Source organism: Enterobacter cloacae complex sp. HYC080_NIDB, from assembly GCF_056673325.1.
Genome location: NZ_CP114212.1, coordinates 3407172 through 3419419, shown reverse-complemented (window position 1 = coordinate 3419419; position 12248 = coordinate 3407172). Strand labels below are relative to the sequence as shown.

General features: G+C 55.9%; 13 protein-coding genes. 2 read left to right on the top strand and 11 right to left on the bottom strand.

Annotated features, from left to right (window positions below; all coding sequences use genetic code 11):
- Positions 1–114: 114 nt before the first annotated feature.
- Entirely contained in the window at positions 115–1260 is a 1146-nt protein-coding gene (locus O1723_RS16320) for a porin (RefSeq protein ID WP_014882831.1), read from the top strand.
- Between the two features lie 87 nt (positions 1261–1347).
- Here the strand turns inward: O1723_RS16320 and mnmH are convergent, their stop codons facing one another.
- The 6 genes from mnmH to ppiB form a co-directional block, all read right to left on the bottom strand.
- Positions 1348–2418: a tRNA 2-selenouridine(34) synthase MnmH gene (gene mnmH / locus O1723_RS16315; protein ID WP_023336836.1), complete on the bottom strand. Its 1071-nt coding sequence runs from the start codon at positions 2416–2418 to the stop codon at positions 1348–1350.
- A gap of 94 nt (positions 2419–2512) precedes the next feature.
- Positions 2513–3580: a 5-(carboxyamino)imidazole ribonucleotide synthase gene (gene purK / locus O1723_RS16310; RefSeq protein WP_014882833.1), complete on the bottom strand. Its 1068-nt coding sequence runs from the start codon at positions 3578–3580 to the stop codon at positions 2513–2515.
- Positions 3577–4086 carry a 5-(carboxyamino)imidazole ribonucleotide mutase gene (gene purE / locus O1723_RS16305; protein ID WP_014882834.1) on the bottom strand — a complete coding sequence of 170 codons (510 nt, stop codon included), beginning with the start codon at positions 4084–4086 and terminating at the stop codon, positions 3577–3579. Before purE ends, purK begins: the two co-directional genes overlap by 4 nt.
- A gap of 170 nt (positions 4087–4256) precedes the next feature.
- The gene (locus O1723_RS16300; protein WP_023336837.1) at positions 4257–4466 is read right to left on the bottom strand and encodes a YdgH/BhsA/McbA-like domain containing protein; all 210 of its coding nucleotides are present in this window, start codon (positions 4464–4466) and stop codon (positions 4257–4259) included.
- A 136-nt stretch (positions 4467–4602) separates the two neighbouring features.
- A complete protein-coding gene (gene lpxH, locus O1723_RS16295) occupies positions 4603–5325 on the bottom strand; it encodes a UDP-2,3-diacylglucosamine diphosphatase (RefSeq protein WP_023336838.1) in 723 nt (240 codons plus the stop codon).
- Between the two features lie 3 nt (positions 5326–5328).
- On the bottom strand, positions 5329–5823 hold the full coding sequence (gene ppiB / locus O1723_RS16290; RefSeq protein WP_014882836.1) for a peptidylprolyl isomerase B: 495 nt from the start codon (positions 5821–5823) through the stop codon (positions 5329–5331).
- A 175-nt stretch (positions 5824–5998) separates the two neighbouring features.
- Here ppiB and cysS point away from each other — a divergent pair, with 175 nt between their 5' ends.
- Positions 5999–7384 (top strand): cysteine--tRNA ligase, encoded by a 1386-nt coding sequence (gene cysS / locus O1723_RS16285; RefSeq protein WP_248190907.1) that lies wholly within the window; start codon positions 5999–6001, stop codon positions 7382–7384.
- Positions 7385–7473: 89 nt separating this feature from the next.
- Here cysS and O1723_RS16280 read toward each other — a convergent pair whose 3' ends face one another.
- From O1723_RS16280 to folD, 5 genes are all read right to left on the bottom strand, one after another.
- The gene (locus O1723_RS16280) at positions 7474–8001 is read right to left on the bottom strand and encodes a metal-dependent hydrolase (RefSeq protein ID WP_023336839.1); all 528 of its coding nucleotides are present in this window, start codon (positions 7999–8001) and stop codon (positions 7474–7476) included.
- 73 nt (positions 8002–8074) lie between these two features.
- Positions 8075–9091, bottom strand: coding sequence for a Mal regulon transcriptional regulator MalI (gene malI, locus O1723_RS16275; RefSeq protein WP_023336840.1), 1017 nt, complete (start codon positions 9089–9091; stop codon positions 8075–8077).
- Positions 9092–9177: 86 nt separating this feature from the next.
- Entirely contained in the window at positions 9178–10677 is a 1500-nt protein-coding gene (locus tag O1723_RS16270; RefSeq protein ID WP_014882840.1) for a PTS transporter subunit EIIC, read from the bottom strand.
- Between the two features lie 282 nt (positions 10678–10959).
- Positions 10960–11172, bottom strand: a complete 213-nt coding sequence (ybcJ, locus tag O1723_RS16265; protein ID WP_004143016.1) for a ribosome-associated protein YbcJ — start codon at positions 11170–11172, stop codon at positions 10960–10962.
- Between the two features lies 1 nt (position 11173).
- Entirely contained in the window at positions 11174–12040 is an 867-nt protein-coding gene (gene folD / locus O1723_RS16260) for a bifunctional methylenetetrahydrofolate dehydrogenase/methenyltetrahydrofolate cyclohydrolase FolD (protein WP_014882841.1), read from the bottom strand.
- Between the last annotated feature and the right edge of the window lie 208 nt (positions 12041–12248).

The following is a 12248-nucleotide window of genomic DNA, read 5'->3' as shown; positions in this document are numbered from 1 at the left end:
AATACCCACGTATTTAGTAGCACAAAACATTAAAAACCCGTCCACACAGCCCGATTATTTCCAGTTAATATTCACCCGCTAAATATTTAGCAGCGTGTCTATTAAGGAAAAATAATGACTATAAAAAAATCAGCGCTGGCGGTAACGATTGGCGCGGCAGTGGCATTAACGACCTTCGCTTCTCAGGCGGAAATCACCGTTCTTAAACAGGATCCGCAGGCGGGTAACCCGCTGAGCCGCCTGAACTTTACCGTTGGCGGCAGTATTCGTCCTCAGTTCCAGAACATGACCGGCGACGACGGTAAAAACAGCTACAAACGTAACGGCTTTGACGGTGGTACCCGTTTCCGTTTCGCGGCTGATTACTACCTGTTTGATGATATTAGCTGGATAAGCTACTACGAACTGGGTGTGAACATCCCTGCCCAGTTTAACTGGGATCATCACTATGCAGACGGCGCACACGATACCACTCGCCGTATGCTCTACACCGGCCTGAAGAGCGATACCTGGGGTACGCTGACCTTCGGTCAACAGAACAGCGTTTACTATGATGTGGTGGGCGCGAAAACCGATATCTGGGACTACGACATGATTGCTCAGGCGCCAGGTAACGGGATCAACGGCGACTACGACGGTTCGTACCGTTCACGCCAGATGCTGAAATACAAGAAAACCGTGGGTGATGCCGACATCTATGCATCTTACCTGTTTGAAGACAGCGAATACCTGCCGGGTAACGGCCTGCGCTATAAGCGTAAAGGCGGCGGTTCACTGGGCCTGGATTACCACCTGACCACCGACCTGACCTGGGGCGCAGCGTGGAACTACACCCGTGCGGACATGCGTAACCCGGACAACGGCGACAGCAAAACCTACGACCAGAACATCCTCGGTACCGCGCTGAGCTGGACGCCGGACAACTGGACCTTCTCCGCAGGCGGCGGCTGGTATCAGAACTTCCTGACCACCAAAAAAGTGTCTGTTAACGACTACTTTGCGGGCGACGCGTGGGGTATTGAATACTTCGCAGGGTATAAATTCCCGATCGGCCAGTATGCGGTGAAATCCATCCAGCCTTACTTCATGGGCGACCGCATTGAGTATGTGAATGGCCGTAACTACCAGCGCATCGACAATGGCGTGGGTATCAGCTTCCAGCTGGATTACGGTTTCCGCGTGGATTACGAACACGTGTTCACCTCCAGCACCGACAACCTGGGTGACATGAACCTGGTGCGTCTGCGTTACGACTTCTAAGTCGTCTGTTCCCCGGTGGCGCTGCGCTTACCGGGGCTACAAAAGCACGCGTAGGCCGGGTAAGGCGTAGCCGCCACCCGGCTTTTTTCAGCGATTCAACCAGTCCGCAACCTCTGCGAACGTGCCGTGATAAATAATCTTCTCCGCTTTCTTCTCAAGCTGATAGCTGTACATCGGGTCGTAATAGTCGTTAAGCAGGGGCGCAAGCCAGCTAAAGTGAACCTCGGTGCAGCCCGTCCGTTGCTGTTCAAGCAACGCGGAATCGAGTAGGGCAGTCAGTTCCGCAAAACGCTGCAGCCCGAGGCGGCGGCGAATGGCGAACAGTCCGTGGTGCAGATACGCGCTGTACTCTTTCCAGCCGGCCTCTTCACCATAAGCGGCAGAAAAATCCGCCCACATGTGGTCGAAGTACTCTTCGCGCAGGCGCTCAAGACGAATATCAAACGGATCCTCGACAACCGCGATGGGCGCTTCATTCATGCGGTCGCGCAGGCACTCCGGCAGGTGGTTGGAGCCAATCATTCGACCTTCATCTTCCAGCACCCAGCGTGCGGCATCTTTTTTTAACAGCTCGACGGCAAGATGATTTTCAAAGCTGGCCTGGGACAGTTGCGGAGTGAGAGTGCGGCCAAAGGACGAACCGCGGTGGTGCGCCAGCCCTTCCAGATCGATACCCTGCGCATGCTGCTTCACCAGCAGGGTTTTCCCGTTTCCGGTACAGCCGCCGATAAGCACCATCGGCTTTTGCGACTGCTCAATCGTCACCTGAATCGCCGTCTGGCGCAGGGCTTTATAGCCGCCGCGGATCAGCGGGTAATCGACACCGGCCTCTTTCAGCCAGGCCTGTGAGATATGTGAACGCTGGCCCCCGCGCGCGCAGCAGAGATAACCTTCAGGGTGAGCAAGGCTGGCTTCACGCCAGGCGTTAATGCGCGCCTCACGCGTCTCGCCGTTGACCAGACTGTGGCCGAGCGCCAGTGCGGCCTCGGGGCCCTGACGTTTATAGCAGGTGCCCACGGCGGCGCGTTCGTCGTCGTTCATCAGCGGCAGGTTAAGGGCGGCGGGCATCGCGCCCTGGGCAAATTCTATCGGCGCGCGAACGTCGATTAAAGGGGTATCAGACGCGAGGATCGCGCGATAGTCCGTTCCATCATTCATGGGTATTCCAGAAATAAAACCAGCAATGGCGGGGATTTTACGCGCGAGAGGAGAGGCCGGGGAAGGGGAAGATCAACTCCCCGGCACTTATCGCTTATTTAAGCTTTGACTGAGCCCAGACAATACCGCTCGCGTATTCCGGCGGCAGGAGAGGGATCATGGCTTCCAGGGTGGCGCTCAGGCGGCCCGTGTCGCTATCGTTCAGGTTCAGGTGACCCACTTTACGACCCTGGCGGACCTCTTTGTCATACCAGTGCAGATGCACCAGCGGCAGCTTGAGCCAGTCGTAGTTCAGATCGGTCCCGATCAGGTTGATCATTACCGACGGGCTGTTCACGACCGGCTGCGGCAGTGGCAAATCGGTGATGGCACGCAGGTGGAGCTCGAACTGGCTGATGGAGGCACCGTTTTGCGTCCAGTGGCCGCTGTTATGCACGCGCGGCGCCAGCTCGTTGATCAGCAGGCCGGATGGGGTAACAAAACACTCCATCGCCATCACGCCCACGTAACCCAGCTCGTGCATTATGGCTGAGAGCATGTCTTCCGCCTGCGCCTGCTGGTCGGCATTTGCCTGAGGGAAGGCGACGCTGGTGCGCAGAATGCCGTCCTGATGCAGGTTATGCGTCAGCGGATAAAAGACGGTGTGTCCGTCATGCCCGCGTGCGCCAACCAGGGACACTTCGCCGCTAAAGTTGATGCCCTGCTCAACGATACACTCGCCGTAGCAGTCGTCCGGCAGCTCCGCGGTTTCGTGCGCACGCAGACGCCACTGGCCGCGGCCGTCGTAGCCGCCGACGCGGCGCTTCACGATCGCCAGCTCGCCCAGCATCGCGAACACGTCATTCCACTCGCCTTTATCGGACAACAGCTGCCACGGCGCGGTCGCCAGACCGAGCTTGTCGAACAGCTGCTTTTGCGTCAGACGGTCGGCAATGATCGGAAACACGTCGCGGTTAACGAAGGCGTTATGGCGGGCCAGCTCGCGGGTCAGCGCGGTTTCCGGCCAGCGTTCGATCTCGGCGGTGATCACGCTCTGGTGGAACGGTACCGCTTCCGGTTCGGCATCCAGCCCGACAGGCCAGACGGCAATACCCAGCGGTTCACCGGCCTGGCGCAGCATGCGGCCTAACTGGCCGTTACCGAGGACGCAAACCTGCTTCATGCCGCACCCCGCGGGTCTGGATTATCCAGCACCTCATCGGTCTGGGCTTTACGCCACTCCGCCAGACGCTGGTGTAATGCTTTATCGTGCGTCGCAAGAATTTGCGCCGCCAGCAGGGCGGCATTAGCCGCACCCGCTTTACCAATCGCCAGTGTGCCGACAGGGATACCGCGCGGCATCTGGACGATGGAGTAGAGGCTATCCACACCGCTTAACGCGGCGCTTTGGACCGGGACACCGAGAACCGGTACCAGGGTTTTAGCGGCAATCATGCCGGGCAGATGTGCTGCGCCGCCCGCACCGGCAATGATCACCTCATAGCCATTCTCTTCGGCGCTTTCGGCGAAGCTGAACAGTTTGTCCGGTGTACGGTGCGCGGAGACCACTTCAACGTGGTGCGGAACATTCAGGATTTCAAAGATTTCGGCGGCGAACTGCATGGTAGCCCAGTCGCTTTTGGACCCCATCACGATGGCGACACGCGCCGGATTATTGCGGGAAGACATGCGTCTTAAAACTCCTGTGGTGCGAAACACACTGCTTTCGAGGGCACAGAGAATAGCATGTTATACGGGCAAGGAAAACGGTTGCGCGGTTAAATCTTGAGCCGTTGTAGGCCGTAAGGCATAACAAAACAGACCGCATCTGGCGGTCTGTTTTCGTCGATGGGCAATCATTATTTAGTCAGTTCTGCCGTCATGTGTACGCGGTTGTTGAACTGGGCGCTCGTGATTTTGTAAGACGCGCCTTGTTCAGCAGCCTGCGCGGCAATTTTCGCTTCTGCACGGTCAAGGGTAGAGGCGGTTGCGCTCACACTTTGAGCGAAAGAACCGAAAGAAACCAGGGAAAGAGCGGCAACTGCAACGAAAGTTTTGATGGATTTCATGGTCGTATTCCTTAAGTATTTTATCTGTGATAGGGCGTGTTGCCCTGATGTGATAAATAATAGGCCGACCACGGGCTGATTAAAATCGAAACAATTTGCCGATATTGTTCAAAAAAATAGAATGATAGTGTGAGGGTTAAAACGGAAACGCAATCAGCTCAACACCCTCAGGCGTCACTTTGACCATGGAACCTTCGCTGTGCCAGGCACCCAGTACGACGCGATGGGCCGGTTCGCCGTTGGCAAGAAGGGAATGAACGTCAGGGCGGTGGGTATGACCGTGGATTAACCACTGAACCCCATGTTTTTCCATTACGCTCACTACGGCCTGCGGATTGACGTCCATGATGGTCATGGATTTACTGCTGTTAGCGGCTTTACTGCCCGCACGCATTCTGGCTGCGATGCGTTTACGGACAAAGAGCGGCAGGGCAAGAAACAGCGTCTGGATCCAGGGGGTGTGAACTTTGGCGCGAAACGCCTGATAGCCGGTATCGTCCGTGCAGAGCGTATCGCCGTGCATAATCAGCAGCCTGCGGCCATAGAGGTCGAGCACCTGTTCTTCCGGCAGCAGCGTCATGCCGCTTTCGCGGGCGTAGCGCTTGCCGAGCAGAAAATCACGGTTGCCGTGAATGAAATAGCAGGGGACACCGGAATCAACCAGCGCCTTAATGGCGGAGGCGATTTCACGATGCAGCGGGTCAGGATCATCGTCGCCAATCCAGGCTTCAAACAGGTCGCCCAGGATGTACAGCGCATCGGCGCTTTTCGCTTCACCGCGTAAAAAACGCAGAAAACCGGCGGTGATCGCCGGTTCTTCTGTTTGCAGATGCAGATCCGCAATAAAGAGTGTCGCCACGAATTACTCGCTGACGGTCACGCTTGTAATCACAACGTCTTCTTTAGGAACGTCCTGGTGCATGCCGCTGCGGCCAGTAGAGACGGCTTTGATCTTATCGACCACGTCCATACCTTCAACCACTTCTGCGAACACGCAGTAGCCCCAACCCTGCAGGCTTTCGCCGGAGAAGTTCAGGAAGTCGTTATCAGCCACGTTGATGAAGAACTGCGCGGTCGCGGAGTGAGGCGCCTGGGTACGGGCCATTGCCAGCGTGCCACGGGTGTTTTTCAGGCCGTTGTTGGCTTCGTTTTTGATCGCTTCTTTCGTCGCTTTCTGCTTCATACCCGGTTCAAAACCGCCACCCTGGATCATAAAGCCGTTGATCACGCGGTGGAAAATGGTGTTGTCGTAGAAACCTTCGCGGCAGTAGTCCAGGAAGTTTTTAACTGTTTCAGGCGCTTTGTCATCAAAGGTTTTGATTACGATATCGCCATGATTAGTGTGGAAAGTAACCATTTTTGCATCCTGTTCCGTTATTGTGGTACGTCGACCCGCGTTCGGGTCACATATAGGGGCTTGTTATAGCATAACCACAGGACGCGATCACCTTGCATTGTGTGCTGATCCTATTCCGAATTATAGGTATTATAGGGAACAAACAACCCACACACGTGTTTACATGGAATCTTCGATGTTAAAAATCTTTAATACAATGACGCGCCAAAAAGAGGAATTTAAACCTATTCATGCCGGGGAAGTCGGCATGTACGTGTGTGGTATTACCGTTTACGATCTCTGTCACATCGGCCATGGGCGCACCTTCGTTGCCTTCGACGTGGTGTCACGTTACCTGCGTTTTTTAGGCTACAACCTGAAGTACGTCCGCAATATCACCGACATCGACGACAAAATCATCAAACGCGCGAATGAAAACGGCGAGAGTTTTGTTGCGCTGGTGGATCGCATGATTGTCGAGATGCACAAAGATTTCGACGCTTTAAACATTCAGCGTCCGGACAGCGAGCCGCGTGCAACTCACCATATTCACGAAATCATTGAGATCACCGAGAAGCTGATCGCACGCGGTCACGCCTATGTGGCGGATAACGGCGACGTGATGTTCTCCGTGCCAACGGACCCGACCTACGGTGCGCTTTCCCGTCAGGATCTGGATCAGCTGCAGGCTGGGGCCCGTGTGGACGTGGTCGACGTGAAGCGTAATCCAATGGACTTCGTGCTGTGGAAGATGTCCAAAGATGGTGAGCCAAGCTGGCCATCTCCGTGGGGTGAAGGGCGTCCGGGCTGGCACATTGAATGTTCCGCGATGAACTGCAAACAGCTGGGCAAACACTTCGACATTCACGGCGGCGGTTCGGATCTGATGTTCCCGCACCACGAAAACGAAATTGCGCAGTCCACCTGTGCCCACGGCGGCGAGTACGTGAACTACTGGATGCACTCCGGAATGGTGATGGTTGACCGCGAGAAGATGTCAAAATCGCTGGGCAACTTCTTTACCGTGCGCGACGTGCTCAAGTATTACGATGCGGAAACCGTGCGTTACTTCCTGATGTCCGGCCACTATCGCAGCCAGCTGAACTACAGCGAAGAGAACCTGAAGCAGGCGCGTTCGGCGCTGGAACGTCTGTATACCGCGCTGCGCGGTACCGACAAGTCTGTTCCTGCCGCAGGCGGCGACGCCTTCGAAGCCCGCTTTGTTGAGGTGATGAACGACGACTTCAATACTCCGGAAGCCTACTCTGTGCTGTTCGATATGGCGCGCGAAGTGAACCGTCTGAAGTCAGAAGATATGGCGGCGGCGAATGCGCTGGCCTCTCATCTGCGTAAGCTCTCTTCCGTGCTCGGCCTGCTGGAGCAGGAGCCAGACGCCTTCCTGCAGAGCGGTGCGCAGGCGGACGACGGCGAAGTGGCGGAAATTGAAGCCTTGATCAAGGCACGTCTGGAAGCGCGTCAGGCGAAAGACTGGGCGGCGGCAGATGCGGCGCGTAACCGTCTGACCGAGATGGGGATTATTCTGGAAGACGGCCCGCAGGGCACCACCTGGCGTCGTAAGTAATTTTCCCCTTACCCTAACCCTCTCCCACAGGGAGAGGGAATTGTTAGGTTTTCTCCCTCTCCCTGTGGGAGAGGGCCGGGGTGAGGGCATCAGCGCGCACGTTTTCTCCACCACAGCAACCCCATCAGCACCACTCCCGGCAGCCAGACCCACAGCAACTCTGAAATGATCACCTGATGTCCGTACGGCGTGGTATAGCGCGACAGGGCAAACGGCGCGACTTTTATCACCTGCCACGGGGCAAAGAAGCGTTCATCTGACCACGGCCACAGCCAGCCGACCCCTTTTTCGCCGGTCGTCACGGAATCCAGCAGGCTGTGAGACAGCAGTGACACGGTCAAAAAAAGCCAGCAGCGCGTCAGAGGAGTTTTGAACCATCGTCGGCCAATCAGCACGCAAAGTATCGGCACCACAAAGGCAAACAGCAGGGAATGGGTAAAGCCGCGATGGCCGAAAACATTGCCGTAAGCGACGCCGAACTTAAACGCCAGCACGTCGGCGTCCGGCAGCATGGCGAGGACAATTCCGGCAAATAACAGGCGGGGAGGGATAACTTTACTTCCCAGGCCTAAGCCCAGGCAAAGGGGAACAGCTGCGTGAGTGATAACGGTAGGCATTGCATTTATCCATGGCAAATCATGGAAATATAGCAGGGTAATGGCGGAAAATACGCTGTGCTATATTCTGATTTTACGCCGACTCGCGTGCGATAAGCTGCCCGGAGAGGGTGATGCGTTGCGTTTGCAGATCTGGCTCTTTCAGCTTACGGATAATCAGCCCTGCCGCCTGACGCCCGGTTTCATCGCTCGCTGAGGAGACATAGGTCAACGACGGTGAGGTAAGGTTAACGTGAAGCATATCTTCAAAACCGACCAGCGCGACCTGCTGCGTCAGAAACACATCTTTACCCACCGTACGCCCCACCTGGTGAATGCCTGAGATGGAGCCGAGCATGGCATCAGGGGAGTGGCAGAGCAGGGCGGTGATGGTGTTGTTCTTCTCAAGCAACTGGCGCGTTGCCATCGCCGCCGCCTGGGTATCATCGGGGCAGGCGGGAGAATATTCGTCACGCCAGACCAGCCCGCTTTGCGTCATGGCACTGCGAAAACCGAGCAGACGTTGCTCGCGGAGAAGACAGCCGTCGCGCCCGCCAATGTAGGCAATATTGCGATGTCCGCGCTCGATAAGATAGCGCGCGGCCAGGTTCGCGGCCTGGCGGTTATCGCGCATGACCAGGTTACATTTTTCATCCAGCAGCGACTGGGAAACGACCACCAACGGCAGCGGGCAGTGGCGAATGTGTTCCGGCAGCGTTGCGGTGCGGGTATCGGACGCCAGATAGATGACTCCCGCCACGCCCTGCTGCTTAAACGAAAGCAGGGTGCGTTCAAGATGTTCACCGTCATTCAGTGGCTGACCGAGAAACACCATATAGCCTTGCTTCTCCAGCTCCTGAACAATGCTCGCCATCACCTTGATGGAAAAGCTGTCGCTGAAGTCCCGCAGGATCAGGCCAATTAAGTTAGAGGTGTTGGCGCGAAGGTTGGCAGCGGCGACGTTATGAACATAGCCCAGCGTCGTGATGGCGGCGTTGACCTTCCCGATCGTTGCCTCTGAAATTTTCCCTTTCTGGCGCAGCACCAGCGAAACGGTTGAGACCGAGACGCCCGCGTGCTTTGCGACATCAATAATGCTGACTTTCTTCAAAACCGCTCCCTGAAATTAACCGATTATCAGCCAGATAAAGTAATGCGTCCCCCAGCGTACAGGAGACGCATCACGCCGGCATCTTATTATTTGCCAATCATGGTGGACATGGTCTGGGCGATAAACTGTGCTCTGGCACCGAAAATCACCTGAATACCGTTGTCGCCAACGAAGACTACGCCGCGGGCGCCGAGTCCGTTCAGGCCGTCTTTATCCACTGCCTCGCTTTTCGCCACTTCCAGACGCAGGCGGGTAATGCAGGAGCCAACGGAATCGATATTCTGCGCGCCGCCCAGCAGGCTGATAATCTCTGTGGCAAGTTCGGAATCGGACTTGTCATTTGCATTGGCAGTGACATCGGTACGACCCGGAGTTTTGACGTCGAAGCGACGGATCACGAAGCGGAACGTAAAGTAGTAAATCAGCCCCATTGGAATGCCGATGATAATGGCATTCAGGAAGTTGGTCTTGTAACCGTTAAAGGACGGCAGGATCCCGAACGACAGGTAGTCGATAAAGCCCGCCGAGAACGATTTGGCGATATGCGCATGCAACAGGTACATGGTCATGTAGGCCAGGCCCGCCATGATGGCATTAAAGACGTAGAGAATCGGCGCCACGAAGATAAAGGTAAACTCTACCGGTTCGGTGATCCCCGTCAGGAAGCAGGTGAGCGCCGCCGAGAACAGAATACCGGCCGCAATCTTTTTGTTTTTCGTGTGGGCTTCGTGATACATCGCCAGGCACGCCGCAGGCAGCGCGAACAGCATCAGCGGGAATTCACCCTGCATGAATTTACCGGCGTTCTGGTAGGTGTCGCTGCTGAAGGATTTCACCCCTTCTTCCAGCATCTTGAACCAGATGGTCTGGTCGCCATGTATCACCTGGCCTGCCTGAGTTGTGTAATCCCCAAACGAATACCAGAACGACGGATACCAGATATGGTGCAGGCCGAGGGGGATTAGCGCACGCTCCACCAGGCCGAAGATAAAGGTCGAGGCCGCCTGGTTATCGCCGTTAACAATCACCGAGAGTGCGTCGATACCGGCCTGAATATGCTGCCAGACGTACGGCAGCAACAGCCCCATCAGGAACGAGAGGAACGCGGTGGCAATCGCCACGAAGCGCTTACCGGAGAAGAAGCCAAGGAACTCCGGCAGCTGCATGGTGTGGAAGCGGTTAAAACACCAGGCCGCAAGGATACCGCAGATCAGGCCGCCGAAGACGCCCATCTGCAGCGTGGGTATGCCGACCACCATGGCGTATTTCCCGCCCTGCGAGGCCATTTCCGGCGTGATGCTTAGCACGGTGCTGATGGTGATGTTGGTGACAAACACCGAGACCGCCGCAGAGAGCGCCGCAATACCGGACTCTGACGCCAGGCCCACGGCGGAGCCAATGGCGAACAGCATCGGCAGGTTGTCAAAAATCACCCCGCCCGCGTTCATCATCAGCGGCAGATGGAACTTGTCGCCGAAGGCCAGCAGCAGGCCCGCAGCGGGAAGCAGTGAAATTGGCAGCATTAAGGCGCGACCAATCATCGATAACTTAGACAGCGATTTAACAAACCCTGATATCAGACCCATGCTGATTTCCCCCGAGTAGCGCTTTTTTTGGCGCTGTTATTGTAAGTAGAACGTTTTAGTAGAACGTTCTACTTATCGTGGAGAAAGCATGAAAAACGCGCAACTGAATTCTCACCTTTCAACAGATGAAATAGTGATTATTTGAAGTTGATCGATAATTAACCGTGATGATTGTGGGGGGATGGTGAGAGAAATTGCCGGGTGCGGCTTCGCCTTACCCGGCCTACAAATGGAGACAGTACGTAGGCCCGGTAAGCGCAGCGCCACCGGGCATCAGACGGCTCAGGCCGTAACCGTCACGCTCTGTCCTTCAAAACTCACGGTCTGGCCCGCGACAATTTTGCAGCGCTTGCGGGTTTCCACCGCGCCGTCGACTTTTACCAGTCCATCGGCAATGGCGATTTTGGCCTGCGCGCCGCTTTCGCTCCAGCCTTCCAGCTTCAGCAGATCGCACAGTTCTACGTGCGGGTGTTTACCTAATGAAAATGTCGCCATCTTACGCGTCCTCTACGTCGTGATACTCTTCGCATGCCTGCAACGTATTCTGAATCAGTGTTGCTACGGTCATTGGGCCTACGCCGCCCGGTACTGGCGTGATGTAAGAGGCGCGTGCCGCCGCATCTTCATATACTACGTCGCCGACCACTTTGCCGTTTTCCAGACGGTTAATACCGACGTCCACGACAATTGCGCCTTCTTTGATCCACTCTCCAGGAATAAAGCCCGGCTTGCCAACCGCCACGATCAGCAGATCGGCGTTCTCGACGTGGTGACGCAGGTTTTTGGTGAAGCGGTGGGTCACGGTGGTCGTGCAGCCAGCCAGCAGCAGCTCCATGCTCATCGGGCGGCCCACGATGTTGGACGCACCGATGACAACGGCGTTAAGACCGTAAGTGTCGATGTTATAGCGCTCCAGCAGCGTCACGATACCTCGCGGGGTACATGGGCGCAGACGCGGCGCGCGCTGGCACAGACGACCCACGTTGTACGGATGGAAACCGTCAACGTCTTTATCCGGAGCGATACGCTCCAGCACCTTCACGTTGTCGATGCCTGCTGGCAGCGGCAATTGAACCAGAATACCGTCGATCTCTTTATCGGCGTTCAGGGTGTCAATCAGTTCCAGCAGTTCCGCTTCGCTGGTGGTTTCAGGCAAATCGTAAGAGCGGGAGACGAACCCCACCTCTTCACACGCTTTGCGCTTGCTACCGACATAAATCTGCGATGCCGGGTTGCTACCAACCAGCACAACGGCGAGCCCGGGAGCGCGTTTTCCGGCAACTTTACGTGCCTTCACTTTTTCCGCGACCTCAGAGCGCACCTGCTGCGCAATCGTTTTACCGTCAATTATCTTTGCTGCCATCAGAGAGATGATTCCGTCTGTAACGTTTGAAAGGGGGGATTGCCTGTATTTTGTCAGAAGCGAGCGCCGCTGTCAGTCACCCTTTACGCGTTTTTATCAGCGAGACGCAAAAACCCTTCTTAGTGGGTGGTCAATTTCTTAGGCAGTATTAGGATGTGACCTGGCGAAATGGCAGCGTTTTGACATATTTAAAAACCTATTCCTGCGC

Bases quoted from the DNA above. Each gene is read 5' to 3' on its own strand.
- O1723_RS16270 (WP_014882840.1), bottom strand. From the start codon at position 10,677: ATGGGTCTGATATCAGGGTTTGTTAAATCGCTGTCTAAGTTATCGATG.
- ppiB (WP_014882836.1), bottom strand. From the start codon at position 5,823: ATGGTTACTTTCCACACTAATCATGGCGATATCGTAATCAAAACCTTT.
- cysS (WP_248190907.1), top strand. From the start codon at position 5,999: ATGTTAAAAATCTTTAATACAATGACGCGCCAAAAAGAGGAATTTAAA.
- mnmH (WP_023336836.1), bottom strand. From the start codon at position 2,418: ATGAATGATGGAACGGACTATCGCGCGATCCTCGCGTCTGATACCCCT.
- folD (WP_014882841.1), bottom strand. From the start codon at position 12,040: ATGGCAGCAAAGATAATTGACGGTAAAACGATTGCGCAGCAGGTGCGC.
- O1723_RS16280 (WP_023336839.1), bottom strand. From the start codon at position 8,001: ATGCCTACCGTTATCACTCACGCAGCTGTTCCCCTTTGCCTGGGCTTA.
- purK (WP_014882833.1), bottom strand. From the start codon at position 3,580: ATGAAGCAGGTTTGCGTCCTCGGTAACGGCCAGTTAGGCCGCATGCTG.
- ybcJ (WP_004143016.1), bottom strand. From the start codon at position 11,172: ATGGCGACATTTTCATTAGGTAAACACCCGCACGTAGAACTGTGCGAT.
- purE (WP_014882834.1), bottom strand. From the start codon at position 4,086: ATGTCTTCCCGCAATAATCCGGCGCGTGTCGCCATCGTGATGGGGTCC.
- O1723_RS16320 (WP_014882831.1), top strand. From the start codon at position 115: ATGACTATAAAAAAATCAGCGCTGGCGGTAACGATTGGCGCGGCAGTG.
- O1723_RS16300 (WP_023336837.1), bottom strand. From the start codon at position 4,466: ATGAAATCCATCAAAACTTTCGTTGCAGTTGCCGCTCTTTCCCTGGTT.